The sequence below is a fragment of the Nocardia sp. N2S4-5 genome (genome assembly GCF_044628355.1).
Classification (GTDB): Bacteria; Actinomycetota; Actinomycetes; order Mycobacteriales; family Mycobacteriaceae; genus Nocardia; species Nocardia wallacei_B.
This window is the reverse complement of sequence record NZ_JBIUPM010000001.1, coordinates 2,754,940-2,780,427: the sequence shown is the minus strand read 5'-3', so window position 1 is coordinate 2,780,427 and position 25,488 is coordinate 2,754,940. Positions and strand designations below refer to the sequence as shown.

28 protein-coding genes and 1 riboswitch are annotated in these 25,488 nt (G+C 66.7%); of the genes, 18 read left to right on the top strand and 10 right to left on the bottom strand.

The features are described 5' to 3' along the window. Positions 1-117 precede the first annotated feature (117 nt). Genes ACFMRZ_RS12420 through ACFMRZ_RS12410 form a run of 3 tightly spaced genes read left to right on the top strand, consistent with a single transcriptional unit; the run spans position 118 to position 2,108 of the window. Positions 118-1,086 (top strand): thiamine-phosphate kinase, encoded by a 969-nt coding sequence (locus ACFMRZ_RS12420; RefSeq protein ID WP_400182841.1) that lies wholly within the window; start codon positions 118-120, stop codon positions 1,084-1,086. Between the two features lie 39 nt (positions 1,087-1,125). After that, entirely contained in the window at positions 1,126-1,803 is a 678-nt protein-coding gene (locus tag ACFMRZ_RS12415) for a uracil-DNA glycosylase (RefSeq protein WP_400179263.1), read from the top strand. 38 nt (positions 1,804-1,841) lie between these two features. Continuing rightward, the gene (locus tag ACFMRZ_RS12410) at positions 1,842-2,108 is read left to right on the top strand and encodes a hypothetical protein (RefSeq protein ID WP_280273238.1); all 267 of its coding nucleotides are present in this window, start codon (positions 1,842-1,844) and stop codon (positions 2,106-2,108) included. Here ACFMRZ_RS12410 and ACFMRZ_RS12405 read toward each other — a convergent pair. Together ACFMRZ_RS12405 and rpmB are read right to left on the bottom strand one after the other, a co-directional pair. Next, a complete protein-coding gene (locus ACFMRZ_RS12405; RefSeq protein ID WP_400179262.1) occupies positions 2,071-2,589 on the bottom strand; it encodes a GNAT family N-acetyltransferase in 519 nt (172 codons plus the stop codon). The genes ACFMRZ_RS12410 and ACFMRZ_RS12405 overlap by 38 nt on opposite strands. Positions 2,590-2,677: 88 nt before the next feature. Next, the gene (rpmB, locus tag ACFMRZ_RS12400; RefSeq protein ID WP_011210730.1) at positions 2,678-2,869 is read right to left on the bottom strand and encodes a 50S ribosomal protein L28; all 192 of its coding nucleotides are present in this window, start codon (positions 2,867-2,869) and stop codon (positions 2,678-2,680) included. 330 nt (positions 2,870-3,199) lie between these two features. On the opposite strand from rpmB, the gene ACFMRZ_RS12395 reads away from it, so the two are divergent. From ACFMRZ_RS12395 to ACFMRZ_RS12385, 3 genes are all read left to right on the top strand, one after another. Next, positions 3,200-5,035 carry a DAK2 domain-containing protein gene (locus tag ACFMRZ_RS12395; RefSeq protein WP_400179261.1) on the top strand — a complete coding sequence of 612 codons (1,836 nt, stop codon included), beginning with the start codon at positions 3,200-3,202 and terminating at the stop codon, positions 5,033-5,035. Then, the gene (gene recG, locus ACFMRZ_RS12390; protein ID WP_400179260.1) at positions 5,036-7,306 is read left to right on the top strand and encodes an ATP-dependent DNA helicase RecG; all 2,271 of its coding nucleotides are present in this window, start codon (positions 5,036-5,038) and stop codon (positions 7,304-7,306) included. It abuts the gene before it with no gap. Positions 7,307-7,560: 254 nt separating this feature from the next. Beyond that, positions 7,561-8,400, top strand: coding sequence for an EamA family transporter (locus ACFMRZ_RS12385; RefSeq protein WP_400179259.1), 840 nt, complete (start codon positions 7,561-7,563; stop codon positions 8,398-8,400). Positions 8,401-8,407: 7 nt separating this feature from the next. Here the strand turns inward: ACFMRZ_RS12385 and ACFMRZ_RS12380 are convergent, their stop codons facing one another. From ACFMRZ_RS12380 to ACFMRZ_RS12360, 5 genes are all read right to left on the bottom strand, one after another. Then, positions 8,408-8,641, bottom strand: a complete 234-nt coding sequence (locus ACFMRZ_RS12380) for a hypothetical protein (protein WP_400179258.1) — start codon at positions 8,639-8,641, stop codon at positions 8,408-8,410. Positions 8,642-9,057: 416 nt separating this feature from the next. After that, positions 9,058-9,321, bottom strand: coding sequence for a hypothetical protein (locus tag ACFMRZ_RS12375; RefSeq protein WP_400179257.1), 264 nt, complete (start codon positions 9,319-9,321; stop codon positions 9,058-9,060). 174 nt (positions 9,322-9,495) lie between these two features. Next, positions 9,496-10,149, bottom strand: coding sequence for a hypothetical protein (locus ACFMRZ_RS12370; protein ID WP_400179256.1), 654 nt, complete (start codon positions 10,147-10,149; stop codon positions 9,496-9,498). 56 nt (positions 10,150-10,205) lie between these two features. Then, the gene (locus ACFMRZ_RS12365; RefSeq protein ID WP_400179255.1) at positions 10,206-10,526 is read right to left on the bottom strand and encodes a hypothetical protein; all 321 of its coding nucleotides are present in this window, start codon (positions 10,524-10,526) and stop codon (positions 10,206-10,208) included. 50 nt (positions 10,527-10,576) lie between these two features. Further along, on the bottom strand, positions 10,577-11,767 hold the full coding sequence (locus ACFMRZ_RS12360; RefSeq protein WP_400179254.1) for a hypothetical protein: 1,191 nt from the start codon (positions 11,765-11,767) through the stop codon (positions 10,577-10,579). Between the two features lie 301 nt (positions 11,768-12,068). Here ACFMRZ_RS12360 and ACFMRZ_RS12355 point away from each other — a divergent pair, with 301 nt between their 5' ends. From ACFMRZ_RS12355 to ACFMRZ_RS12315, 9 genes are all read left to right on the top strand, one after another. After that, positions 12,069-12,434, top strand: a complete 366-nt coding sequence (locus ACFMRZ_RS12355) for a hypothetical protein (RefSeq protein ID WP_400179253.1) — start codon at positions 12,069-12,071, stop codon at positions 12,432-12,434. Then, a complete protein-coding gene (locus tag ACFMRZ_RS12350) occupies positions 12,415-12,657 on the top strand; it encodes a hypothetical protein (protein ID WP_400179252.1) in 243 nt (80 codons plus the stop codon). The genes ACFMRZ_RS12355 and ACFMRZ_RS12350 overlap by 20 nt, the downstream gene beginning before the upstream one ends. Before the next feature lie 28 nt (positions 12,658-12,685). After that, a complete protein-coding gene (locus ACFMRZ_RS12345) occupies positions 12,686-12,868 on the top strand; it encodes a hypothetical protein (protein ID WP_280366943.1) in 183 nt (60 codons plus the stop codon). Between the two features lie 16 nt (positions 12,869-12,884). Beyond that, positions 12,885-13,190, top strand: a complete 306-nt coding sequence (locus ACFMRZ_RS12340) for a hypothetical protein (RefSeq protein ID WP_400179251.1) — start codon at positions 12,885-12,887, stop codon at positions 13,188-13,190. Positions 13,191-13,538: 348 nt separating this feature from the next. Continuing rightward, positions 13,539-13,895 carry a hypothetical protein gene (locus tag ACFMRZ_RS12335; protein WP_400179250.1) on the top strand — a complete coding sequence of 119 codons (357 nt, stop codon included), beginning with the start codon at positions 13,539-13,541 and terminating at the stop codon, positions 13,893-13,895. Between the two features lie 121 nt (positions 13,896-14,016). Beyond that, on the top strand, positions 14,017-14,544 hold the full coding sequence (locus ACFMRZ_RS12330) for a DUF3558 domain-containing protein (RefSeq protein WP_400179249.1): 528 nt from the start codon (positions 14,017-14,019) through the stop codon (positions 14,542-14,544). 24 nt (positions 14,545-14,568) lie between these two features. After that, positions 14,569-14,952, top strand: a complete 384-nt coding sequence (locus ACFMRZ_RS12325) for a hypothetical protein (RefSeq protein WP_400179248.1) — start codon at positions 14,569-14,571, stop codon at positions 14,950-14,952. Between the two features lie 5 nt (positions 14,953-14,957). Further along, on the top strand, positions 14,958-16,358 hold the full coding sequence (locus ACFMRZ_RS12320; protein WP_400179247.1) for a hypothetical protein: 1,401 nt from the start codon (positions 14,958-14,960) through the stop codon (positions 16,356-16,358). Between the two features lie 93 nt (positions 16,359-16,451). Next, a complete protein-coding gene (locus ACFMRZ_RS12315) occupies positions 16,452-17,222 on the top strand; it encodes an ESX secretion-associated protein EspG (protein WP_400179246.1) in 771 nt (256 codons plus the stop codon). 294 nt (positions 17,223-17,516) lie between these two features. On the opposite strand, the gene ACFMRZ_RS12310 is transcribed toward ACFMRZ_RS12315, so the two are convergent. Then, on the bottom strand, positions 17,517-18,938 hold the full coding sequence (locus ACFMRZ_RS12310) for a short-chain fatty acyl-CoA regulator family protein (protein WP_280273257.1): 1,422 nt from the start codon (positions 18,936-18,938) through the stop codon (positions 17,517-17,519). A 116-nt stretch (positions 18,939-19,054) separates the two neighbouring features. On the opposite strand from ACFMRZ_RS12310, the gene ACFMRZ_RS12305 reads away from it, so the two are divergent. Next, positions 19,055-20,563 carry an MmgE/PrpD family protein gene (locus ACFMRZ_RS12305; protein WP_400179245.1) on the top strand — a complete coding sequence of 503 codons (1,509 nt, stop codon included), beginning with the start codon at positions 19,055-19,057 and terminating at the stop codon, positions 20,561-20,563. 2 nt (positions 20,564-20,565) lie between these two features. On the opposite strand, the gene ACFMRZ_RS12300 is transcribed toward ACFMRZ_RS12305, so the two are convergent. Further along, on the bottom strand, positions 20,566-20,736 hold the full coding sequence (locus ACFMRZ_RS12300; RefSeq protein ID WP_280273259.1) for a DUF1737 domain-containing protein: 171 nt from the start codon (positions 20,734-20,736) through the stop codon (positions 20,566-20,568). Between the two features lie 47 nt (positions 20,737-20,783). Here ACFMRZ_RS12300 and prpB point away from each other — a divergent pair, with 47 nt between their 5' ends. Both prpB and ACFMRZ_RS12290 read left to right on the top strand, forming a co-directional pair. Then, the gene (prpB, locus tag ACFMRZ_RS12295; protein WP_400179244.1) at positions 20,784-21,692 is read left to right on the top strand and encodes a methylisocitrate lyase; all 909 of its coding nucleotides are present in this window, start codon (positions 20,784-20,786) and stop codon (positions 21,690-21,692) included. Positions 21,693-21,696: 4 nt separating this feature from the next. Next, entirely contained in the window at positions 21,697-22,827 is a 1,131-nt protein-coding gene (locus ACFMRZ_RS12290; RefSeq protein WP_400179243.1) for a bifunctional 2-methylcitrate synthase/citrate synthase, read from the top strand. A gap of 52 nt (positions 22,828-22,879) precedes the next feature. Here the strand turns inward: ACFMRZ_RS12290 and metE are convergent, their stop codons facing one another. Continuing rightward, complete coding sequence (metE, locus tag ACFMRZ_RS12285; RefSeq protein ID WP_400179242.1) at positions 22,880-25,183, bottom strand: 5-methyltetrahydropteroyltriglutamate--homocysteine S-methyltransferase; 2,304 nt, start codon at positions 25,181-25,183, stop codon at positions 22,880-22,882. A gap of 100 nt (positions 25,184-25,283) precedes the next feature. Then, positions 25,284-25,482: riboswitch (cobalamin riboswitch) on the bottom strand. Positions 25,483-25,488: the final 6 nt, after the last annotated feature.

The following is a 25,488-nucleotide window of genomic DNA, read 5'->3' as shown; positions in this document are numbered from 1 at the left end:
AACCGCGGCGGTGGGCAGTCGGTGTGTACGGGCATCCGCCGTTTCGGTGTCCGCGGCGCCGGCGCCAGTACTGTCTATGCCGCCCGGCTCACCCGGCTCATCGGAAAGGAGAGCGCCATCACCGACAACACCCCGCGCACCGTGCGCGAACTGGGGGAGTTCGCCTTGATCGCGCGCATGAACGGCGGCCGCAGCCAGAGCACCGGCGTGCTGCTGGGCCCCGGCGACGACGCCGCGATCGTGGCCGCGCCCGCCGGACGGTATGTCGTGAGCACCGACATGCTGGTCCAGGACCGGCATTTCCGGCTCGACTGGTCCGCGCCCGGCGACATCGGCCGCAAGGCGATCGCTCAGAACGCCGCCGACGTGGTCGCGATGGGCGCGGCGCCGAGCGCGTTCGTGGTGTCGCTGGGCTGCCCCGCCGACACCCCGGTCGCCTTCATCGATGAATTCGTCGACGGCCTGTGGGCCGAGGCCCGCCGGGCCGGAGCCTCGATCGCCGGTGGTGACGTGGTGCGCAGCCCGCTGCTGGTGATCTCGGTGACGGCGTTCGGCGATCCCCCCGACCGCGCGGTGCTGCGCTCGGGCGCGCGGCCCGGCGATATCGTCACGGTGGCCGGACGGCTGGGCTGGTCGGCGGCCGGGCTGGCGCTACTCGCTGCTGGCGCCGATCTCACGAGATTCCCCGAAGTCGTTGCCGCCCACCGCGTTCCGCAACCGCCCTACGACACCGTGCTGGCCATGCCCGCCGACGCCGCGATCACGGCCATGGCCGACGTCTCCGACGGCCTGCTCGCCGACCTGGGCCATCTCGCCGCGGCGTCCGGCGTCGCCATCGACGTCGACTCCGCCGCGCTCGGCGATCCGGCGTTGCCTCCGGTGGCCGAACTGCTCGGCGCGGACCCGCTCGGCTGGCTGCTGACCGGCGGCGAGGATCACGCCTTCGCCGCGACTTTCGATGGCGCACAACCGCTTCCGTCGGGTTGGGTAGCGGTGGGGCGGGTCGGTCCCGGGTCCGGCGTGACCGTCGACGGCGCGGCCTGGGCCGGACCCACCGGCTGGGAATCGTTCGCGGACGGCGGGTGAGGTATCGCCGTGCGACTCGCCACGCTATGTTGTCCCGACATGGGCGGAAAACCACTGTCGGAGATCATCAATACGGGCTGGGCCGAGGCGCTGGAACCGGTAGCCGACCGGATAGCCGAGATGGGCGAATTCCTGCGTGCCGAGAACAACGCCGGCCGCGGCTACTTTCCCAAGGGCGAGAACGTACTACGGGCCTTCCAGCGGCCCTTCGACAAGGTGCGAGTGCTGATCGTCGGTCAGGATCCGTACCCCACACCCGGCCACGCCATGGGGCTGAGTTTCTCGGTGGCGCCGGACGTTTCGCCCGTCCCGCGCAGCCTGGCCAACATCTTCTCCGAGTACTCCAAGGATCTCGGGCATCCGACGCCGTCGTGCGGTGACCTGTCGCCGTGGTCGGATCAGGGCGTGCTCATGCTGAACAGGGTGCTCACCGTGCAGCCCGGGCAGCCCGCCTCGCATCGCGGCAAGGGCTGGGAAGCGGTGACCGAGCAGGCGATTCGCGCGCTGGTCGCCCGCAAACAGCCGCTGGTCGCGATCCTGTGGGGCCGCGATGCGTCGACCTTGAAGCCGATGCTCGACGGCGTCCCGTACATCGAATCGGCGCATCCCTCGCCGCTGTCTGCTTCGCGTGGATTCTTCGGATCGAGGCCGTTCTCCCGGACGAACGAATTGCTGGGTACATTGGGGGCCGCTCCGGTCGATTGGCGGCTGCCCTGACCGGGGCTGTGTCGTTCGAGCTAACCAGGAGAAGTTGCATGCAGAACAAGTCCGTGCGTGGCGCTGTCGTCACCGTCGCCGCCGGAGCGGCCATCCTCGGCGCGTCCGCGGTCGCTGAGGCCGCGCCGCTACCGCTGGAGCCCGCCGCGCCGCAGGAGATGGTCACCGAGCAGGCCGCGCCGGTGCTGGCGCTCTACGATCCGCAGACGGGCTCGGCCTCGCTGTCGTCGAATGTGAACGCCTTCGGACTGTGCGCGTTGCAGAGCATCAGCGCCGACGTGCAGTGCATCGGCGGAGGGAACTGACCATCCGCACTTCCCATGCGGGAGTGAAGGCTTCGACTCGGCGCGAGCCGTCGAGTTCGAAGCCGAATTTTCGATAGAACGCCTGGGCGCGCGGATTGTCCTCGAACACCCACAGCGACGTGGCCGTGTCGGGACGCAGCACCGCGCGCATCAGTTCGTGTGCCACACCGGTGCCGTACCAAGCGGACCGGACGTACATGGCATTCACTTCACGTGCCGCCACCGGCGGGTCGTCCCGGGACGGCCCGCCACTGGCGAATCCGATGACGGTGTCTCCGGCGCGGGCGACCACCGTGGAGTCGGGGTAGCGCACGCGGATACGCTCCCACTGCTCCGCGCGGCGCTCCACGTCGAACGCGTCGAGGACATGCTGGGGCACCAGTTCCCGATAGGCCTCCCGCCAGCAGGCGATATGGCATTCGGCGAGGCTGTGGGTGTGCGCGGCGGCCAGTGGTTCGATGCGCCAGATGTGTGCGGTCATCGATCTCCCTGGGTGGCCCCGGCAACGACAACGGCGCCCCGGTCACCCTCGCGGGTGCGCCGGGGCGCCGTTCGGTAGTTCGCGCAGCTCAGCCGCGTACGACCTTGCCCGCCTTGAGGCAGGAGGTGCACACGTTCATCCGACGGGTGTTGCCCGGCGCGACCTGCGCGCGGACGGTCTGGATGTTCGGGTTCCAGCGACGGTTGGTGCGCCGGTGCGAGTGCGAAACCGACTTACCGAAGCCGGGGCCCTTGGCGCAGACGTCGCAGACGGCAGCCATAGTCGCGAGCTCCTTCATGTCATGTGGGGACCGCTGTCTTCACGGGACAGCCTGTCCGGAAACCTTGTCGTCTAATGCCTGCCTGCGGAGATCCGCGGGCGAACGCAACCGGGCACCGGTCGCGTGAGGCAACTTTGCAAGAGTAGCGGGGGCCCACGATCAATGTCCAATCGCGGTCCGTGCTCCGGGCGTGCGACCGACTCCCCTGTGAGCCGGCGCACAGCCGCGGCCCGGCGCGCGATGCCCACTGCGCTGCCGCCTTGTCGGTCCTTCCTATTACGCTGGCGAGCGGGGTGTGTGCGCGATCGATGACGGCGAGAGGACGGTGACGTGCCCGGCTTCCGGGATGAGTTGAACGGTGCTGCGCTAGCGCAGTGGGCCCGGCTCTGCCTGGACGGACTCGAACGCCACCGCGACGAAATCAACGCCCTGAACGTCTTCCCCATAGCCGACGCCGACACCGGCACCAACATGCTCGCCACCATGCGTGCCGCCACCGAGGCAGTCGAAGCGGTGACGGCTTCGGGTGGAGGAGGGGTGCCGAGTGCTCGCGCGGAAGCGGGCGTGTGCGGGGAAGCGTCGACCGCGCGGGCGGATGTTGCGTCGGCTGTGTCTCTCGAGCGGGCGGTGGCGACCGCGATGTCGCGTGCGGCGATCGCGGGGGCGCGGGGGAATTCGGGGATCATTCTGTCGCAGGTGTTGCGGGGGATCGCGGAGGGTGTGGCGGACGGGCCGCTGACTGCCGTGACGTTGCGGATCGCGCTGCGGCGGGCGGCGGTACTGGTTCGGGACGCGTTGAGTGTGCCGGTCGAGGGGACCATGCTGACCGTGCTGGAGGCCGCCGCCGACCGGGCCGAGGACTGCGCCGAGGACACCCTCGCGGCCGTCGCGCTCGCCGCCGCCGACGGTGCGTCGAAAGCATTGGGCGACACACCTTCTCAATTGAGCGTGCTGCGCGCGGCAGGTGTCGTCGACGCCGGAGCGCGCGGCCTGCTGGTCCTGCTGGATGCCCTGGTCACGACGGTGACCGGCCGGGTGCCGCCCCGCCCCGAGTACCCCGGCTCCGAACGGATGCGCCCCCGTGCCGTGGCAACGGAGACGGTCGGTAACGCAGGGACGGAAGCGGCCCGCGCGGCGACGCATCGAGCGGGTGGAATCAGGCCCACCGATGCGGTGCCCGGCTCGGCCGAAGCGACCATTCCCGCAGCGCCGCAGTCGGATTCGTCAGGTCAGACCGTGGCGGCGGTCTGCTGTGCCGGCGACGGCGTCGTCGCCCGGCCGCATTACGAGGTGATGTACCTGCTGGCCGACACCGACGCCGAACGGATCACAGCGCTCCGGGAATCCCTTGCGCGGCTGGGCGATTCGGTAGTGGTGGTCGGTGACGGCGACGACACGTGGTCGGCGCACGTGCACTGCGCCGACGCGGGAGCGGCCGTCGAGGCCGGGCTGGCAGCCGGAACATTGCGGAATATCCGGATCGAAGGTCTGTCCTCGCAGGAGCCCCCCGGCCCGGCCGACCGCGGAATCCTCGCGGTGGTCGGCGGCCTGGGCGCGGCCCGGCTGTTCGAAGACGCCGGCGCGGTCGTGCTGGAAGGCGCCGTCACCGCCGACGCCCTGCTGACCGCCATCCGCGACATGCCGCACCGCGAGGTCGTGGTGCTGCCCAACGGCGCCCTGCCCGCCCACGAACTCGTCGCCGTCAGCGTCGCCGCCCGCGACGGCAGCCGCGACGTGCTCATGCTCCCGAGCGGCTCGATGGTGCAGGGCTTGGCGGCCCTGGCCCTGCACGACGGGGCCCGCTCCGCCGCCGACGACGTCTTCGCCATGTCGGAGGCCGCCGCCGCCACCCGCTGGGGCGCGCTGCGAGTGGCGCCGGAGCGCGCGCTCACCATCGTCGGCACCTGCGAGCGCGGCGACGGTCTAGGCCTGGTTGGCAACGATGTCGTCGTGATCGACGCGGACACCGGCGCGGCCGCCCGCACCCTGCTGGACCTAATGCTCGGCCTGGGCGGCGAACTGGTCACGCTGCTGCTCGGCGCCGCCGCCCCGGCCGGGTTGAGCGAGGAGCTGACCGAACACATCACCGTGACCTTCCCGGGCGTCGAGGTCATCACCTACGACGGCGGGCAAGCCGCTGACCTGGTGCAGATCGGGGTGGAATAGATGACGACGCTGACCGACCGGCTGGACCACGTGCTCGGCGTGAAGGCCGCCGAATCGCTGGTAGACGCCTTCGACATGCACACCGTGGAGGACCTGCTGCGGCACTACCCGCTGCGCTACGCCACGCAGGGCCAGCCGCTGACCGAGGAGGCCCCCGAGGAGGGCGCTCACATCACGGTCGTCGGCCGGGTGACCAAGACCGAGAAGCGCCCGATGCGCCAGCGCCGGGGCAACCTCCTCAAGGTCGAGTTGGATACGGGCTCCAATCGCCCCGTGGAGATCACCTTCTTCAACGGTGACAAGGTGAATTACCTTGTGAAGCAGGGTGTCCGGGCGATGATGTCGGGCACGGTGCACTACTGGCGTCCGGACCGCTGGAACCTCTCGCACCCGTCGTACCTGATCCTGCCCGAGGTCGGCGAGTCGGTGGAGAACCTCACCTCGGTCCGGGGCTCGGGCAGCCTGCGCGGCCTCGCCGAGAGCGCGAAAGGCGCGGAGGGCGTGGACGTCTCGTTCTTCGAACGTGAATACATCCCCGTGTACCCCGCCACCGCGAAGGTCCAGAGCTGGGACGTGCTGGCCTGCGTGCGCCAGGTACTCGATCAGCTCGACCCGATCGATGATCCACTGCCGCAGGAGCTGCGCGAGGAACGCGAGCTGATGCCGGTCACCGACGCGCTGCGACTGATCCACCTGCCAGAGCACAAACTCGATATCGAACGGGCAAGGGAGCGGCTGCGTTTCGACGAGGCGCTGGCCCTGCAGCTGGTACTGGCGGAGCGCCGCCACGACGCCGAGGGCCGCGCGGCACACTCCTGTCCGCCCCGAAAAGACGGGATCGCCAAGGCTTTCGAGCATCGCCTGCCGTTCGAGCTGACCGCCGGACAGCAGAAGGTCATCGCCGAGATCTCCGCCGACCTGTCCCGCGCCCACCCGATGCACCGGCTGTTGCAGGGCGAGGTCGGCTCCGGCAAGACGATCGTGGCACTGCACGCCATGCTGCAGGTGGTCGACAGCGGACTGCAGTGCGCACTGCTGGCCCCGACGGAAGTGCTTGCGGCACAGCACTACCGGTCGTTGCGGGCGATGCTCGGTGATCTCGGCACCGCGGGCGAGCTGGGCGCGGCGGAGAACGCCACCAAGGTGGTGCTGGTGACGGGATCGATGTCGGCGGGCGCGAAGAAGGCCGCGCTGTTGGACGCGGTCACCGGCGAGGCGGGCATCGTGATCGGCACCCACGCACTGATCCAGGACGCGGTCGAGTTCTACGACCTGGGCATGGTGATCGTCGACGAGCAGCACCGCTTCGGCGTCGAACAACGGGACGCGTTGCGCGCCAAGGCGAAAAAGGGCATCACCCCGCACCTGCTGGTGATGACCGCGACCCCGATCCCGCGCACCATCGCCATGACCACGCTCGGCGATCTCGAAACCTCCACGCTCACCGAACTTCCGCGCGGCCGCTCGCCCATCACCACGAAAGTCGTTCCCGCCAAGATGCATCCGAAGTGGGTGGACCGGGCATGGGAACGCATTCGCGAGGAGGTGGCGGCGGGCCGGCAGGCGTATGTGGTGTGCTCCCGCATCGGCGGTGACGAGGAAGAAGGCGCAACGGGTAAGGGCCGCAAGGGGAAATCGGCCGAGGAGAAGGAGGGGCCGACCACGCACGCGGCCCTCGACGTATACGAGACGCTGCGCGCCGGTGAGCTGGCGAATCTGCGGGTCGGGCTGCTGCACGGGCGGCTGCCGAACGACGAGAAGGACCGCGTGATGCGGTCGTTCAACGACGGCGAGATCGACGTGCTGGTCTGCACCACGGTCGTCGAAGTCGGCGTGGACGTCCCGAACGCGACGGTGATGGTGATCCTCGACGCGGACCGTTTCGGCGTGAGCCAGCTGCACCAGCTGCGCGGCCGCGTGGGCCGCGGCAAGCACGCCGGACTGTGCCTGCTGATCACCGAGACCTCGCCGATGGGCGGCGCCATGGTCCGGCTGGAAGCGGTCGCGGGCACGCTCGACGGCTTCGAACTGTCGGTCCTGGACCTGCGCCAACGCCGCGAGGGCGACGTACTCGGCTCCGCGCAGTCCGGCACCGCTCGCAGCCTGCGCCTGCTGTCGCTGCTCGACGACCTCGAGGTGATCACCGCCGCGCAACAGCTGGCGCGCGAGGTGGTCGATTCCGATCCCGGCCTGAAGAAACATCCGGGCCTGGCGACGATGATGCACGCGGCCGTGGACTCCGAACGCCTGGAGTATCTGGCCAAGTCCTGACGTCCGGTCGCCGGTTCCTGTGTACAAAGGAAGGGCCGCATGCCGCCGGGTGGCGCGAGGAGCGTAGGCGGCAGTCGGCGCGGGAGACGAAGTGGGCGGTGGGATTTCGCATCGCCCGGACATGTCTCGGTGGTGGGGGATGCTGCCGGAGTAGCGCACGGCGTCGGCCCACCGCGAGTCGGAAGGGAGTGCCCGTGGTAGCGATCGAAGTCGGGTGGGGACGCAAACCAGTACTGCCGCAAACGCTTTCCAGAGTGCGACTGCGTCAGCGCCTGGGCGGGGTGCCGCCGACCATGCTGGTGCTCACCGGCATCGTGAGCGTGCAGGTCGGCGCCGCGGTGGCGAACAAGCTTTTTGCCGCCACCGGGCCGGCTGGAGCGGTCGGGCTGCGGCTGTTCTTCGCGGGGGTGGTGCTGCTGGTCTTCTGGCGTTCGTCGCTGCGCGTAGACCGCCGGGCCTTGCCGGTGGTTCTGGCATACGGCGCCGTGCTGGCGGCGATGAATCTGTGCTTCTACGAGTCGATCGACCGCATCCCCCTCGGCATGGCCGTCACCATCGAATTCCTCGGCCCACTCGCGGTGGCGCTGGGCGGTTCCCGCCGTTGGGTCGACCCGGTGTGGGCGGTGCTGGCCGGCGGCGGCGTCCTACTGCTCACCCGCGCCGACGGCCCCGTCGCCTGGACCGGCGTCCTGCTGGCGCTCGCCGCCGCGGCCTGCTGGGCCTGCTACATCCTGCTCAGCGCCAAACTCGGCGAAAAGACCAGCGGCGGAGGCGGTTTGGCCCTCGCAATGGCCTTCGGCGGCGTCCTCATGGCCCCGGTCGGCGTAGCGAGCGCGGGCACCGCCCTACTCGAGCCCGCCGTCCTGGCCATCGGCTTCGGCGTAGCCATGCTGTCCTCGGTCCTGCCCTATTCGGTAGAACTAGAAGCCCTCCGCCGCATCCCACCCCGCATCTTCGGCGTCCTCATGAGCCTCGAACCCGCCGTCGCGGCATTAGCCGGGCTGGCGGTGCTGGGGCAGTTGCTCAACATCCAGCAGTGGAGCGGAATAGCCTGCGTGATCGCAGCCTCAGTGGGCGCCACCCGCACACGGTAAGCCCAATTCAGGACTCGGACGGGTCATTTCGGCGGCGAACGGCGGCGGCGAAATCCGGGTGGGCACGGATGGCAACCATGCTTTCGTCCGTCAGCGGTCCACAACGAACGAATCGCTGCGCTGCGCCGAAAGCCAGTATGGCGGCCCAAACTCCACCGGGCAGCCAGAAAGGAAAAAAGGCCACAAACAGGGGAATGGAGAACTGCTCGTACCCTGCGACCCGGCTGAGCACCGCTGCCACCAGAATCACTCCACCCAAGAGCAACAAGGCACGGCCGAGTTGCCGCAACCTGCGGTGTCGTCGGACGCAGTCCGCGCAGAGGGGCCACTCGCCGTACAGGATGGCGTTGACATCCAGAGCGGGATAGGCCCAGTTCAAGAAGAGGTCGTGCAACAGTTTCCGGAGAACCGACCGCGGCGTCCACTGCTCACGTCCACGGGATGTCTGGTGGAATCGAATTGTGCCGCTCCGGTGCTCCGATACCGGTTTCCCGTGCTCACTACAGACGCCAGGGAGCTGGTCCCGAAGCTCGAGCGATAAAAATCTGACACCAGGCGTGGGATTCATCCGCTTCTTTTCTCCCCAGCCGACTGATGACCCGACACGTTCTTGCAGCGGAATGAATACACACTGCATATCACTAGGAGACTGTGTCATCAAATCAGCCAGCCACGTTGCCGGCGCTCCTGAAAGTATGCGTCGTCTGCCTCGTCGGGATCCTCATAAACGAAAATCTCGTCACGATTCGCTGTGTGCTCGATCGGCGCGGGGTGCGAGTCGTCGATCTGCTGGCCTCGACGTTCCAACTCTGCCTCGGCCTGTGCGGCCAATCTGGTTCGCTCCTGTTCCGACATGGCGGCCACCTGGTTGAGCGGTTGATCGGAGACTCGTTCCAATACCCTGGCGAAGTCCTCGGACATTCCGAACTCGCGTAGGCTCGTGCGTCCTGCGAGTACGTCATCGAGCCGTCTTCCGAGGTCCGAATCAGCGACCGACGACGATCGGACCCTCTTCAAAGAGTCGCGCAGATATCGCGATAGCCCGACATCTCCACGAGCTACATCGAATGTCTCGTTTTCGCGCTCCATCGAATATCAAACTCCAGGGTGATCGTAGGTGGATTGCGGAAGGGGCGGTAGCGACTGCGGCGTCGTCTGGCTGACCAGATGCAGTGCGGCAGACCCCATGCCGGTCACGGCGATGTAGATAATTCCGATCTTCGACCACATCCTGTTGATTACCAGTCCGATCCTCACGACAGACAGTGCAAGAGCCGCTATGGCTGCGGTCTTCGTGATCGGTTCCGGATCCGCTGACGCAACCGCGGCTTCGATCGCTGCGACGATGGCGAGATCTACCAGTTCCTGCAGCATATCTCCGAGTGCGGTGGTGAGGTCTGACATAGAGTTTGCGATTTTGGTGAGATGATGCTCTATCTGCTCCAATGAGCGAACCTGAAATTTTACGGCTCCGGCTAGGTTGTCGAAGTAGCTTTGCGCACTGCCCGCAGCGTTACCGTGCCAAGACTCGGCTACGGTATTTTTCCAATCTCCTTTTACGGTGTCGTGGTAAACCGTGTTGAATCTGCTCAGATTCCCTGCCGCATCGGCTGCTCTGCGTACGGCCTCCCAGTCGCCGGCTACCTGCGAAGATGCCCATTCGAAAACATCCATACCGGTAAGTTTTTCGAGTACTTGCGAGATGTAATAGGCTGGGGATATAAAGTTTCCGCCCACCCAGAACTTCACGTTCTCCGGGACGGGCTCTGGGGCCTCGGGCACCTTTAGGACTTCCTCTGGTCTGATCACCCGTGACCGTCCGAGTAGGTTGCGTCCAGTCGCTTCGCTATTTCAAATTCCGTGGTGCGGTACATCTGCGCTGTTCTCGTCATCTCCATCGCCGATCCGTCGCTCAGTCTGAGTAGGTGATCGTAGTTGGAGATCAAATTCTCGCGCATGGTGTCGACAACGCCTTTGACATATGCATAGATTCTGGCCTGTTCGGCATTTACGCTGAAGTAGTTCGAAGCGTATTTCTTGGCAGTATCACATTGTGTCGTCAAGTCAACCATGGAATTGGCGAACCGATCGATATCGTCCGGTCGGACCTCGAGTTCTTCGGTCATAGAATGTGTAACCTCGCTCTAATGTCGAGAGGCTGCGTTTTGAGGAGTTGTCAGGCGAGGACTCCGGCGGCGTAGTCGTCCAGTTGACGTACGGCGCGGGCGGATGCCCATGGTGTCATTTGAGCCCTGGTGTCGGCGTATACCTGTCGGACACGCGGCGAGGCGTTCCCTCGAGTGAGGTCGACTGCGGTGCGTGCTGCTGCACATGCGCGGTCGATGTCGATCCCGGCCGCGGTGTTCGCCAGATGTAGATTCCACAGCGCTTGATCGCGCTTTGCGTGCGCAGGGATGAGCGGCAACATCATCTGCAACGTATCGGCTGCGGCATCCATTTCGCTCGAGGCCTCGAGGCAGCGAGCTGTGAGTGCGCCCGTGGTCCACCGTGACTGGTAGTAGCAGTACGATTCTTCCGGAGTCGTCTGCTCCGCGTAATCGTCGGTGACGCGGTCCAACTGCGCCCATGCATCGCGATTGCGACCGCTGGCTGCGAAAGCCTGTGCTGCACAAAGCCTTCGGAAATCGATGACTCGGCCGTCGTGCGCAGGAATCAGTAACATCGCGTCCGCCAAGTCAGCGCCTCGTGTGTATTGGTGTGTGTAGACCGCCAATTGAGTGCGGTGACACAAGATTCCGGCCGCCAGGTCTGTGTCCCCGGACTCCTCGGCATGCTTGTAAGCCAGTTGGAACAACTCGTCGGCGCGCTTCAAGTCACCCTGATCCCACACGGCCCATGCACTGCTGGCCGTAGCCTCGCCAGTAAGTGACTGAAGTTCATGTTCGAGATTCGGCGGACATTCGCGCAGCAGCGCCGTGCAGGTCTGGGCCTGCGCCTCGATAATTGGGCGCGCCGCGTTGGAGCCGAGCTTGTCGTCCAACTGTACTGCCGAATGGACGGTGGTTCGTAGATGCTCGATCGCGTCAGCGCTGACGATGGGTGTGTCGTTACCTCGCAGGGTTGACATGCCAACGACTGCCGCAGTCGAGGCCAGGAAGTCTCGACGGTTCACGTCCGGGTCTCCCGTCAGTTCGAAGAATCGCCTCTTCGTCCCATGGTCCGCGTTGATCAGAACCCTGTCCAGGCGCGCTTGGAAGGCGATGCTGACCTTCGCGTCGGGGCGGCTCTCCCAGAAACTCACCGTGCGTTGTGCGCACGCCAAGTCCTCCGCCAACTGCTGCTGAGTCTTTCTGGTCGCTTCCCGCAGAGCCTTGACATGCCGCCCGGTCCACATCGTTACGTCCACTACGGCACCCCTCGTTGCCTCTTGCTGCCGATTTCTGAAACCTGCGTGCTTACTACGTTCCTCGGCCCTCTGACCTGAGCAAGATCTATCTCGTGCTGGGTCGACGGAAGTCTGGGCCGCTCTCGAATGAGCCACCGAAGCATGCACACCCGTTGAACTTCGATTCGAAATGTTCCCGAACACAGAAGGTTTGAAGCGGTGACGAATTTGCAAGTAGCAGAGAAGGATACAGCACAGGCGTCGTGGATCAGCGGCGATTCGCCGGAAGTGGTCGGCCCGCGAGGTCCGGTGGAGCGGCGTGATGGGTGACGACGCGATCGTGGTGCCTCCGGCGGTGTGTGGGTATGCCGATGCCGAGTTGGCCCATGAACAGATGCGCAGGCACCGTGAGTGCCGTCTCGACCGATGCGTGTGTAAGGCAGCGGCGTACCACACCTTGGTCGAAACAGCCTGTCTGGCACCGCAATCAGTCACTCCACGTGAACGGGCTGCTGCGCGTGGAATCGCCTATTCGCCGTTGCGGATCGAACTACCACCACCGGCCGCTCCGACGGCCGAAACATTGCGCGAGGTGCTGGACCGGCTCTCCGAGCTGGCGTTGCCGCTCGTCTGTTCCGGTGCGGCCGACAGCTACGGGGGAGTCCGGGATGAGCGACCGTCGCACTGAAGTGGATGGCTGGCAGGCGATCTGGCGGATCGACCGGCACCGCATTCGAATGCTGTTGGTCCGCAACCTATCCGAATCGCAACCTCTGCTGTCGGTGCCCGCACCGGCCACAGCGCCGGATCTCGTGCAGATGCGTGAGCAATTCCCGGAACGCTCGCGGTTGTGGGACGCGATACGACACGAGTACTGGACTGAATTTAGTGCACCCCAAGAACTTTCATAACGATCGAGCTGACAGAAAGGTGTGTCCGGTGATATCCGATCCGGCTTCTGACTCGGTGCGGCTGCTCACCGCGCGGGCGGCGCGCGCCGGCTACCGCTTGGTCCACGGACTCGGTGGTCCCCATACCTGGGTGCTGTTGGACGCCGACGACGGCGTTCCGCTGTACTCCGCCGCGACGCTGGACCTCATCGAACAGTGGCTCTCCGAATGAAGAGGCGGGCCGCTCGGTGAACCCGCGCGGCTACGGCATCGTGCGCGCCGACGTGTCGCCATCGTCGGTAGACGGCTACGTCCGAGATATTCGCGCCTTGGCCGTGGAACGGAGCTGGGACCTGCGAGCCATCTTCGTCGAACCCTCCGACATTTGGTTCCCCCTGCTCGTGACCTCCCTCGGCGTGCCCGGCACCGGTGTGGTGATCGTGCCGACGCCGGCGCACCTCGGCGGATGGATGGATGTGGTCCGGCGCTCGGTGGAGGTGTGGACGCTGTATCCACTGATGCGTTGGTCGCGGACGGGCGACAACTGCGAATGAGCAGGAGCAGAGAGTCACAGCGTAGCGATTGGTTGTCCGGTGATCCGGATCGGGCGGAACCATCAGTCGTCGTGCTGCGTCTGAAGAAGTAGAACCAAGATGTTGCGCCAGAGGAGATTCGGGGGATCACTCGAAGGGGTGCCCCTACTCCTGGTCCAGCATGTTTGTGGTCGGTCGATGCCGCGCTCACGATTGGGAATCGGGAGGATCGCAATGGAAGCATCAAGCAGGTCGGCGCTACGGATCAGTGGTGGGGCGGATGACCACTACATTTGGCAGATCGCCATCGGGCTGGGGAAGCCGGACCAAGAAGGTCCTGGATCGGCGTCGAGCGATGAGATTCATCCGGTGGCGCTGTTGCTGGAGGACAGCGTGCACAAACTTGGAGGGGGACAGTGGATTCCGTGCGTCACGGGGTTCGGTCCGGTGTCGGATCTGGCCGAGGCCGCGGTGCGGCTGGAGGGGTACGACTACGGTCTGGCCCAGGTACCGTTCGAGTGCACATTGACGGTGTACGCAACGGACGACGAAATGGACATACTGCTTCGCCAGGTCGCCGCCGACCTAGCCGTCGATGCCTCGGGTTACTCCTCGGTGGTGGACCGGCACGTGACCATTGCGTTGCGCCCGATCTTCGACTACGCCGCGAAGGCGGATTCATATCGTTTCCTGGTCGATCAGTACTCGGCGAACGCGGAGACATGAGGGCACAGATCGCGTCCCGGCCCGCTGCTAGGGCCGCTCACGACGCGACGGGCGGAGCACCTGGTTTGGTAAGGTCAGGCAGTCACGATGCGGCAGGGGATCGAGCTGAAGGGGGCGGTCGATGACACGCCGACTCGCGGTAGTTCTGCTGGCGACCTTGGTCCCGGTTCTGGCGGCGTGCGACGGTGGGGGCGGGGGCGGTTCGACGGGGTCGGAGACGACCACTGCCGAAGTTGCGCTGTGGGATCCGTGCACGCAGGTTCCGGACGATGTACTGCAGCGCGCTGGGGTCGACCCGAAGACCAAGGAGAGCGGGATCGCGGGGGTCCACCAGAGCGGGTGGGAGATCTGCGCCTGGAAGGGCAAGAAATATCACCTGAACGTCTTTTCAGGAAATCGAACCGTGCAAGAAATAGAGACCAAAGAAGGCAACGTCGAATTTCAAGATGTGGTGATCGCGGGGCGTTCAGGGCGGAAATATCGGGTGGAGGGCGCCAGCAAGAACGATACTTGCAACGTCGCTTTCCCTGCCGCTCAGGGCGTATTCGAAATCATGATTGGTAACAGCGCCATCGTCGACAACCCGGGCGATCCATGCGAATCGCTCCGTAACGTCGGCGAACAAGTGGTTCCCCTGTTGCCGAAGTGACGCCTGAGGGAGGGAAGGTGCGCTATGTCTGGAGAAGAAGTCGCGAAGTGGCAACAGTTGGCTGAGCAAGCACGCTCGGGTGAGTTGTACTTGGATGATGAGGCGGTGGCACGGGAGTGTTTGGCGGCATGTGACCAACGGCTTATCGCTCTCGACGACTTGCTGAACACTGCGCGGCAGACTCAACATGTCTCCGGTTTCGGTGACTTCGACATGGGCCACGCCCTCGAATCCGGGTTTCTGAAACAAGCCACGGGCGAGCCGAACTCGGTCGACCAGATCATCCGCGACCACATCGACACCGTCAAGAACATGCGCGAAGTCATGGCGCTCTCCATCAAACAGCTCACCGGCCAAGACGTCGACAATGCCGGTGAGATCGGCTCCACCGATCCGACGGGCAGGTAAACGTCGTGTCGTACCCCTATTACGGCATTCCCGATATGTCCCTTCCCGCCATCGGCTCGCGGTTGGGGCATGCGTTGACCAGTTTGATTGCCGGGGAGGATATTCCCGATGCCACCAGTCCGGGTGACGTGCAGGATCGGTACAACCGGCAGCGCGATACCGTTCGTGGTGAGGCGTCGAAGATCGGGTTCGAGGGTGCGTTCCGGCCTCAATCCGTCACCGCCACAGACAATTTCGAGCGGCACGACCTGGCGACGTTGCGGGGGAAGGTCGACAAGATCGACCTGAAGGCTGTCGGCGACCTGGTCGAGGCGTGGCGGCAGATCGGGGTGAAGGAGACGACCTCGCTGCAGACGTTCCAGCTGGCCATGACCAAGGCCACCGGTGAGGACATCTGGCGCGGCGAGTCGAGCAAGGCCGCCGCGCAGGCCGTCACCGATTACACGACCCAGGCGTCGCAGGTTGCCAAGGCCGCTGCGTTGACCAGTAGCAAACTGTCGGAGTTGCGGACGGGCCTGGAACCGACGAAAGATCTTGTGCCGCATGTGCCGGAGCATCGCTCGGGCACGAGCAATCTGCGGCACTGGGTGGCCGGCCGGGGCTGGCGCAACGACGACACGGCGTACGCGAACGCCTACGCCGAGGCCAAGCGTGTGCTGCAAACCGTGTACGCGCCGGTGGTCCACGAGAGCGACACCAACGTCCCGATCATTCCGAAGCCCAACGAGCCCAAACCCGGACCGCCGGGTGATCAGCCGCCACCCTGGAAGCCTGGAGGCACCGATTCCGGCGGCCCGATCCCGGCTACCGGTCCGGACGGCAAAACCGTGGCACCGACTCCGGGCGAAGACGGCTCCGGCACGCAGGGTCCGAGCACGGAGAATCCGCAGCCCGACCCGACCGGCACGGGTCAGTCGGTCGGCGCGGAGAATCCGGCGGATCAGGCTGCCACCGACCCGGCGGCAGCGACGACCGCCGCCGGTGCGGACCCGAACGCCACGGGGTCGCCCGCACCGGGTTCGACCGTGCCTCGGGGAGGTATCGGCGGACCCGTCGGCACGGGTGGACCGGGTGGAGCTGGCACGGGCGGACCCGGCGGAGTCGGACAGGGCGGAGTCGGACAAGGCGGAATCGGACAAGGCGGAGTCGGCACCAGCGTGCCCTTCGCCGGACGCCCCGGCGCAGCCGCTGACGCCGGTGCGCGTCCCGGGTCGTCCGCCGGTCGCGGCGGCGCCAACGGCCTGCCCGGTATGGGCGGTCCGGCAGCCGCGGGCCGCGGTAAGGGCGACAAGAACGAGGACCGCAACAAGGACATTCCCGACTACCTGGTGACAAAGGAACATGGTGACGAGCTGACGGGCATACCGGACCTGCCGAAGACGGTGCCGCCCGTTCTCGGCACATGACGGCGGCCGTGCGACCGACCGGCCAGTACGGCAAAATCCGCTGTGGCAGAAGCATTTTCGGATCCCCAGGTAGACGGGCGCGGGGGTCGGCAGATGCGCGGTGAGAGACGATGGCGCTTCGATGCCGTCGAGTTCCGAGTGCTGTGGGATTCCACCGGCAGGGATGTGCTGCCGTACCCCTTGGCCCACCGCTTCACCACCGAACACACCCAGGAGGACGTCAACCGCACGCGGCAGCGGGTAGCGGGCACGGTCCTGCCGCGGTTGGACGAGGATCTCGAACGCGCCGTCGCCGTACTGCTGGCACCGGAGGCCCGCGTCGAGGTATCGGGATTTCGCGGACGTAGCCGCGAACACCGGATCCGCATCCACGGCGCGGTGCACGACCGCCACGGCGCCATCGCTGTCCAGGAACCCGGCCCGGACGACACCACCGGTGGCGACGTCCAGCTGACGTTCCTCCCAGCCGCCCGCTTGGCCTCCGCATTGGTCGGGAAGCTGCCAGAATGTGCTGCGGGACAAGGAAAACCGGTGTCCATCCCGGTGGAGGAACTGGACCGGCCCGCCGGGCGCGACCCCTGGGCCGTCGGGCCGAGGGACCAGCTGGCCCGCTTGTTCGACCGACCCACCACCGCGACATTCCACATCGCCGTGTACCCGTGGGGCAGCCCCGACAACCGGCATACCGACGGCCGCAAGGACTTTCAGATCATCGACTGGGCCGACGACGGCCGCTACGCGAGCTTCGGCGACCGCACCGTCACCGTGAAACCCACGGACTCGGCCCGCATGGTCGCCCAGGTCCGGCAGATGTTGTCCCGCACGGTCTCCGAGGTCCGCAACGGCATACACCCGCGCCCCTGAGCCGCCCCACCACTCCATGCCCTGTCTTGGAGAGGGCGACCGACTGCTCGAAGGCTAGAGTCGGACTCATGAAAGACCGACCCGTCCTCGTCGCGGCGCTGATCGGGGGCATCATCGGCGCGATATTGTCGAGCCCGCTGGCTGTGTACTTCGGCTTCGGCACTCCTGTGCTCGCTACCGTCATTGTCGGCGTGGGAATCTTGCTGGCCGGAATCGGAATCTTCGGTGGGTTTTCCGCCGCATTGGTATCGGCGATCCGGGCCGATCGGCGTAACGGGGGTTATCGCTGCCTGGTCACTGAACCGCCCGGGGGTAGGGGAGATCGATCGACGTAGTCTCGGTGACTGCCAAGGGGCGGCCGATCTGGGGGAATGCCCGCTGGGCGCAAGTAGATCGCTCGCACACCTTGCACCCCGCACCGATGGGAATCGCGGCGGAGGGATCATCGAGCTGCAAGCCCTTGGAATACACCAGCTTGTCGGCGTATTCGATGTCACACCCCAGCCCGATCGCGAATTCCTTTGCGGCAGTGCCGAACCCGCGCGGAGTGGAGTGGGCGGTTCGGGCGATCCAGAGATATCGGCGTCCGTCGGGCATCGAGGCGACCTGGGTGAGGATGCGCCCGGGATGCGCGAACGCCTCGTGCACCACCCACAGTGGGCAGCTCCCGCCGACCCGGGAGAAGTGAAATGCGGTGGCGGACTGGCGTTTCGAGATATTCCCGGCACGGTCGGTGCGCACGAAGAAGAACGGCACCCCGCGCTGGCCTTGCCGCTGCAACGTCGAAAGGCGATGGCACACCGTCTCGAAACCGACCTCGAAGCGCAGCCCGAGCAGATCGATGTCGTAGTGCAATTCCTCCGCCGAGCGCAGGAACTTCCCGTACGGCAGCACCAGCGCACCGGCGAAGTAGTTCGCCAGCCCCACCCGCGCCAGCGACCGGGACTCGCCGGTGAGCGACGGCGTATCGCTGAGCACCTCGTCGATGAGCGGCCCGTACAGCAGGAACGCGAGCGTGGTCGCGATCTGGAACGCCCGCTGCCCGGGACGAAGCCGCCGCGCCAGGGTGAGGGTCCGGGTCTCGATGTCGAAATGGCGCTTCGGAATGGCCGGGTCGGCGCCGTCGCCGCGGACCAGCACCGTCACCCCCGCCCGCTCCTCGGCGACCCGGGCGAGCTGTCGGTCCAGCGATCCGATCGACAGCCCGCACTCGTCGAACAGCCGCTCGGCGGCCAGATCGAGCTGGGCGATGTGGTTGTGGTGGTCGTAGAAGAAGTCGCGGACATCCTCGTACGGCATCGGCACGCCGGGCGCACCGGTCGGCGTGGCGACCTTGGAGGACAGCAGGTCCAACTGGTCGGTGGCCGCACGTAGGCGGCGGTGCATCGCGACGATGGTCTTGGCGACCTCGGGTAGTCGAGTGGCGAGATCCTCGACCTCGGCGGCGGGCGGCGCCGTGCCGCCGGCGGCCTCCACCAGCACCTCGTGCAGGTCCGACACCAGCCGGGCGTCCGAGTCGGCGGCGAAGAACTGGACGTCCAGATCGAACGTCGAATTGAGTTTCAGCAGTACCGGAATGGTGAGCGGCCGCTGATCACGCTCGAGCTGGTTGAGATAGCTGGGGGACAGCTCCAGCGACTTGGCCAGCGCCGCCTGCGTCATCCGCCGTTCCTCGCGCAACCGCCGTAGTCGGGCACCCGCATACATCTTGCGCACGCCGCCGATGCTACCCACTGGCTTCGCAAACATTGCAATATTGGCAGTACTCGCCGACAAAAATCTGCTGTTGCAAGGTGTTTTGCACTCACGCCGTGCTGCGTAGCGTGCGAAGTATGAAGCCTCATATCGTACGTGCCCACGCCGCGGCCGATGACTTCCCCCGGGCGGAGCATCTGGCGACGCGGATCGCGGAGGTCGCCGCGGACCCGGTCGCGGTGCCGGACGAGGTTGCCGAGATGATCGTCAACCGGATCATCGACAACGCCGGGGTGGCTGCCGCGGCGCTGGTCCGCCGCCCGCCCACGACCGCCCGGCGTCAGGCCGAGGCGCACCCGCACCGGCCCGGCGCTACCGTGTTCGGTTTGCCTGCCACGCAGCGGTTCTCCCCGGAGTGGGCGGCGTGGGCCAATGGAGTCGCGGTGCGGGAGTTGGACTTTCATGACACCTTCCTGGCCGCCGAGTACTCGCATCCCGGCGACAACATTCCGCCGATCCTGGCGGTCGCGCAGCACGCCGGGCGCAGTGGCTCCGAGCTGATCCGCGGCCTGGCCACCGGTTACGAGATCCAGATCGACCTGGTGCGCGGAATGTGCCTGCACGAGTACAAGATCGACCATGTGGCCCATCTGGGTCCGTCGGCGGCCGCGGGCATCGGGACGCTGCTAGGCCTCGACACCGAGACCATGTATCAGGCCGTCGGCCAGGCGCTGCACACCACCACCGCGACCAGGCAGTCGCGCAAGGGCGAGATCTCCAGCTGGAAAGCGTTCGCGCCCGCGTTCGCCGGGAAGATGGCCGTGGAGGCGGTGGACCGCGCCATGCGCGGCGAGGGCGCGCCCGCCCCGATCTGGGAGGGCGAGGACGGCGTGATCGCCCGGCTGCTGGGCGGGCGAGACGCGGAATACGCTGTGCCGCTACCTGTTCCGGGCGAGCCGAAGCGCGCGATCCTGGACAGCTATACCAAGGAGCATTCCGCCGAGTACCAGAGCCAGGCTCCGATCGATCTGGCGCGGCGGATGCGGTCGCGCATCGGTGATCTGGACCAGGTCGCCTCGATCGTGTTGCATACCAGCCACCACACCCATGTGGTGATCGGTAGCGGGTCGGGGGATCCGCAGAAGTACGACCCGAATGCCAGCCGCGAGACGCTGGACCATTCCGTGCCTTACATTTTCGCCGTCGCATTGCAGGACGGGACGTGGCATCACGAGCGCTCGTACGGCCCGGAAAGGGCGCGGCGGCCCGACACCGTGGCGCTGTGGCACAAGATCCGCACCGTCGAGGATCCGGAGTGGACGCGCCGGTACCACTCGGCCGACCCGGCGGACCAGGCCTTCGGCGCGCGTGCCGAGGTGACCCTGGTCAGCGGCGAGACGATCGTGGACGAACTGGCCGTGGCGGACGCGCATCCGCTGGGCGCGCGCCCGTTCGGCCGAGAGCAGTACATCGCCAAATTCCGCACGCTCACCGAGGGCGTGCTCGAGCCCGCCGAACAGGACCGCTTCCTGGCCGCGGCGCAACACACTCCGCGGTTGCGGCCGGGCGACCTGGACCAGCTCACATTCACCGTGTCACCCGAGGTGCTCGCCACCGCACCGGCTACCGGAAAGGGAATCTTGTGATGTCAGCGCGGATCCCACACGACGGCCTGCGCCGCGATCACCCCGGTGCCGTTGTAGGTAACCGCCGGCGAACCGTGCAGCCGATACCCCTCCTCGAGCAACTTGCTGATCCGCTCACAGAAGGCGACATCATCGGGTCCGGTGATCAGGCGATAGCGCAGCGGCTCGGTCATGAATCGAGCCTAGTGGGGGCGGTTCGTACCGAGGGGCGGTGGAGGGCGTGAGTGGGTTGATGGCGGCGGAGAGGTCGGCGGGGGAAAAGCGGCGGGCGCTGCGGGATGGGCTGGGTAGTGGGCGGATTCAGCGGTTGCCGGGGGCATTCAATCCCTTGGTGGCCAAGGTGATTCAGGAGGTCGGGTTCGAGGGTGTGTATGTGTCCGGGGCGGTGGTTTCGGCCGAACTCGCGCTGCCCGATATCGGGCTGACGACGCTGAGTGAGGTGACTGCGCGGGGGCGGGAGATCGCGCGGGTCACCGATCTGCCGACGTTGATCGATGCCGACACCGGGTTCGGGGAACCGATGAATGCCGCTCGCACCATCACGTTGCTGGAGGACGCGGGCCTGTCCGGGTGCCATATCGAGGACCAGGTCAATCCGAAGCGGTGCGGGCATCTCGATGGCAAGGCGGTGGTTCCGGCCGCCGACATGGTGCGGCGGATCCGGGCCGCCGTCTCCGCCCGCCGCGATCCGGACTTCGTGATCTGCGCCCGCACCGACGCACGCGGCATCGAGGGCCTGCCCGCGGCGATCGACCGGGCCAAGGCTTACGCGGATGCCGGAGCCGACCTGATCTTCACCGAGGCGCTGGCCGACGCCGCGGAATTCGCCAAGTTCCGTGCAGCCGTGAATATTCCGCTGCTTGCCAACATGACCGAGTTCGGCAAATCCGAACTGCTGCCGGCGCGGACGCTGGAGGACCTCGGCTACAACGCCGTCATCTATCCGGTCACCACACTGCGCCTGGCCATGTTCGCCGTGGAGCGGGGACTACGCGAGATCGCCGACAGCGGAACCCAATCCGGGCTGTTGGATCGCATGCAACACCGAGCGCGGCTGTACGAGTTGCTCGACTACCAGCGCTACAACGAGTTCGATTCCGGCATATTCGATTTCACCGTGAGCGAGTAACCTGATGACCGAGATCAAGAAGGGCTTGGCCGGAGTGGTGGTCGACACGACCGCCATCTCGAAGGTCGTGCCCGAGACCAACTCCCTGACCTACCGGGGCTATCCGGTGCAGGATCTGGCCGCGCACTGCGGTTTCGAGGAGGTCGCCTACCTGCTGTGGCACGGCGAACTGCCCGACGCGGACCAGTTGCCGGCGCTGTGCCACCGCGAACGCGCACTGCGGCCCCTGGATCGCTCGCTACTGGGGCTGATCGACAAATTGCCCGAGACCTGCCACCCGATGGATGTGGTGCGCACGGTCGTGAGCTACCTCGGGGCGGAGGACCCGCTCGAGGACAGCGGCAAGAGCCCGGATGCGCTGCTGGCCAAGGCTTTGCGGATGACCGCGGTGCTGCCGACGGTGATCGCGGCCGATATGCGCCGTCGCCGCGGGCTCGACCCGATCGCCCCCGACGAGCGGCGCGGGTTCGCCGAGAACTTTCTCGCCATGTGCTTCGGCGACTCCGCGGCGCAATGGCAGCTGGACCCGCGCATCGTGCGAGCGTTCGAGACATCGCTGATCCTGTACGCCGAGCACAGCTTCAACGCCTCCACCTTCGCCGCTCGCGTCGTCACCTCCACTGAATCGGACATGTACAGCGCCGTCACCGCGGCCATCGGAACCTTGAAGGGGCCGCTGCACGGCGGCGCCAACGAGGCCGTTATGCACGCGATGCTGGAGATCGGGCGGCCCGAGCTGGCGCGGGAGTGGTTGCGGGACAAGCTGTCCCGCAAGGAGAAGGTGATGGGTTTCGGGCACCGGGTCTACAAGAACGGCGACTCGCGGGTGCCCACCATGGTGGCCGCCCTGGCGGAGATCGCCGAGGTGACCGGCGGCCACGAGTGGCTGCGGATGTACACCGAACTGGCGGCCGCGATGGCGGAGGCGACCGGCATCGAACCGAACCTGGACTTCCCGGCCGGTCCCGCCTACTACCTGATGGGCTTCGACATCGACATGTTCACACCCATTTTCGTGATGAGCCGCATCACCGGCTGGACCGCGCACATCATCGAGCAGTCCCAATCCAACGCCCTGATCCGCCCGCTGTCGGCGTATGTCGGTGTGCCGCAACGAACTATGGGCGTCGCGTAGTCCTCGGGCTGATCGTGACCCCGGCCGTCCTCGACGGCCGGGGTCACCGATTTCAGCGCACGGTGTGCGCGGCGGCGACCATGTTCCGCAGCGACGCCTCCACCTCGGCCGGACCGCGGGTTTTCAGCCCGCAGTCCGGATTGACCCAGAGACGTTCGGCCGGAACAGCTTTCAACGCCCCGCGCAGGGAGGCGGTGATCTCCTCGACGCTCGGCACTCGCGGCGAGTGGATGTCGTAGACGCCCGGCCCGACACCCAGGTGGAAGCCCGCCGCGTTCAGATCGTCGAGTACCTCCATCCGGGAGCGCGCCGCCTCGATCGAGGTGACGTCGGCGTCCAGATCCGCGATCGCCCCGATGATCTCACCGAACTCCGAATAGCACAGGTGCGTGTGGATCTGGGTAGCGTCCGAGACGCCGCTGGTCGCCAGCCGGAACGCCGCCACCGCCCAGTCCAGGTACCGCCGCTTGGCGTCGGCGCGCAGTGGCAGCAGTTCCCGCAGCGCCGGCTCGTCGACCTGCACGATGCGGATACCGGCCGACTGCAGATCGACCGTCTCGTCCCGGATGGCCAGCGCCACCTGCCGGGCGGTGTCGGCCAGCGGCTGGTCGTCGCGCACGAACGACCAGGCCAGGATCGTCACCGGCCCCGTCAGCATGCCCTTGACCGGCTTGTCGGTCAGCGACTGGGCGTATTCGATCCACTGCACGGTCATCGGCGCGGGCCGGGCGACGTCGCCGTACAGGATCGGCGGCCGCACACAGCGGGTGCCGTAGGACTGCACCCAGCCGTTGGCCGTGGCGAAGAACCCGTCCAGCTGTTCGGCGAAGTACTGCACCATGTCGTTGCGCTCGGGCTCGCCGTGCACCAGCACGTCGATGCCCAGCTTCTCTTGCAGCGCAACGACGTCCGCGATCTCGGCGCGCATCCGCTCGTCGTACTGCGCGGCCGTGATCTCGCCCTTGCGCAGCGCCGCGCGGGCCTGCCGGATCGCGGAGGTCTGCGGATAGGAGCCGATCGTGGTGGTGGGCAGCAACGGCAACCGCAGCCGTTCTCGTTGCAGCGCAAGGCGTTCCGCTGCGGGGGAGCGGCGGATGGCTTCGGGGCCGAGGGTCGCCAGCCGGGCCCGGACGGCGTCATTGCGCAAACGCGGATCGGTGGCGCGGCTCGCCGATGCCGCACGGGCCGTGGTGAGTTCGTCCGCGATGGCCTCGGTGCCTCGGTGCACCGCCGTCGCGAGCAGCCGCACCTCGGCGACCTTCTCCGCGCCGAACGCCAGCCACGATCGCAGCGCCGGGTCGGTCCCGGTTTCGTCGTCCAGCGAATACGGCACGTGCAGTAGCGAACTGGAGGTCGAGACCGCCAGCGCACCCGAACTGCCCAGCAGCGTGCCCAATGTCGACAGTGCCTGGTCGAGATCGGTGCGCCAGACATTGCGTCCGTCGACCACGCCCGCCACCACCAGCTTGCCTGCCAGCGCGGGAACTGCGGCCACGTCGTCCACGGTGGCGCCCGCGACGAAGTCGAGCGCGATGCCCTCTACGCCCATGTCCGCCAGCGCGGGCAGCGCCGCACCCGGACGCCCGAAATAGGTCGCGACCAGGATCGCCGGGCGCTGTGGCACGCCCGCCAGCTCGGCATACGTGCGCCGCAGCAGTGCCAGTTCGGGGGCGGTGAGATCGGTGACCAGCACCGGTTCGTCGATTTGCACCCATTGCGCGCCCTCGGCGGCCAGCAGCCGCAGCAGTTCGCGGTAGTGCGGGAGCAGATCGTTCAGCCGGTCCAGCGGTGCTGTCCCGTCGATGCCCTTCGCCAGCTTCAAGAAGGTCAGGGGACCGATCACGACCGGGCGGGCCGGAACGCCCAGTTCCCGGGCCTCGCGCAGCTCACTCAGGAGCTTGTCCGGTTGCAGCGCGAACGTGGTCCCGGGGCCGATTTCGGGGACCAGGTAGTGGTAGTTGGTGTCGAACCACTTGGTCATCTCCAGCGGTTCCACCGTCTCCGTGCCGCGGGCGGCCGCGAAATAGCGGTCCAGCGGATCGGCGATATCGGCCACGCGCGGTGGCAGCGCGCCGAACATGGCCGCGGTGTCGAGCATCTGATCGTAGAAGGAGAAGGTGCCGACCGGAACGGAATCCAGTCCGGCCGCGGCCAATCCGGCCAGTTGACGGGTGCGCAGGTCACGGCCGACGGCCTGCAGTTCGGCCGCGCTGATACGGCCGGCCCAGTAGCTCTCGGTCGCGCGTTTCAGCTCGCGCCGCGGCCCGATCCGCGGAATGCCGAGAACCGTTGCGGTGAAAGGGTTGTGAAAAGTCACGGTCTCTCTCCAGTGCTGGAAGCCACAGGTCACCGCCATAGGGGAGGACGGAGCCCGAAAACGCTTCTCGCACCGGCAGATCCGGCGTGCGTAGTGGTGTCCGCCCGCCCTGTTCCACGAGGCGGTGGCCGCCGGATACGGCGTATCCGACACAGCCGGCAGGTCTTCGGACTCGCAGGCAAGGCCCGTCGGGGCGGTCCTACTGGCCGTCGCTTCCCGGATGCGCGCATCCAGTGCTGTTGACGGCGGTCGTTCCTGCATACCGCTGCGGGACAGTCCCGGATTCCCACCGGGTTCCCTCTGGCCGATCCGTACGGACCGGTTTCGACGCTGCTGTCCGACGC

Bases quoted from the DNA above. Each gene is read 5' to 3' on its own strand.
- ACFMRZ_RS12415 (WP_400179263.1), top strand. From the start codon at position 1,126: ATGGGCGGAAAACCACTGTCGGAGATCATCAATACGGGCTGGGCCGAG.
- ACFMRZ_RS12410 (WP_280273238.1), top strand. From the start codon at position 1,842: ATGCAGAACAAGTCCGTGCGTGGCGCTGTCGTCACCGTCGCCGCCGGA.
- ACFMRZ_RS12405 (WP_400179262.1), bottom strand. From the start codon at position 2,589: ATGACCGCACACATCTGGCGCATCGAACCACTGGCCGCCGCGCACACC.
- rpmB (WP_011210730.1), bottom strand. From the start codon at position 2,869: ATGGCTGCCGTCTGCGACGTCTGCGCCAAGGGCCCCGGCTTCGGTAAG.
- recG (WP_400179260.1), top strand. From the start codon at position 5,036: ATGACGACGCTGACCGACCGGCTGGACCACGTGCTCGGCGTGAAGGCC.
- ACFMRZ_RS12375 (WP_400179257.1), bottom strand. From the start codon at position 9,321: ATGTCCGAGGACTTCGCCAGGGTATTGGAACGAGTCTCCGATCAACCG.
- ACFMRZ_RS12365 (WP_400179255.1), bottom strand. From the start codon at position 10,526: ATGACCGAAGAACTCGAGGTCCGACCGGACGATATCGATCGGTTCGCC.
- ACFMRZ_RS12355 (WP_400179253.1), top strand. From the start codon at position 12,069: ATGGGTGACGACGCGATCGTGGTGCCTCCGGCGGTGTGTGGGTATGCC.
- ACFMRZ_RS12350 (WP_400179252.1), top strand. From the start codon at position 12,415: ATGAGCGACCGTCGCACTGAAGTGGATGGCTGGCAGGCGATCTGGCGG.
- ACFMRZ_RS12330 (WP_400179249.1), top strand. From the start codon at position 14,017: ATGACACGCCGACTCGCGGTAGTTCTGCTGGCGACCTTGGTCCCGGTT.
- ACFMRZ_RS12325 (WP_400179248.1), top strand. From the start codon at position 14,569: ATGTCTGGAGAAGAAGTCGCGAAGTGGCAACAGTTGGCTGAGCAAGCA.
- ACFMRZ_RS12315 (WP_400179246.1), top strand. From the start codon at position 16,452: ATGCGCGGTGAGAGACGATGGCGCTTCGATGCCGTCGAGTTCCGAGTG.
- ACFMRZ_RS12305 (WP_400179245.1), top strand. From the start codon at position 19,055: ATGAAGCCTCATATCGTACGTGCCCACGCCGCGGCCGATGACTTCCCC.
- ACFMRZ_RS12300 (WP_280273259.1), bottom strand. From the start codon at position 20,736: ATGACCGAGCCGCTGCGCTATCGCCTGATCACCGGACCCGATGATGTC.
- ACFMRZ_RS12290 (WP_400179243.1), top strand. From the start codon at position 21,697: ATGACCGAGATCAAGAAGGGCTTGGCCGGAGTGGTGGTCGACACGACC.
- metE (WP_400179242.1), bottom strand. From the start codon at position 25,183: ATGGCGGTGACCTGTGGCTTCCAGCACTGGAGAGAGACCGTGACTTTT.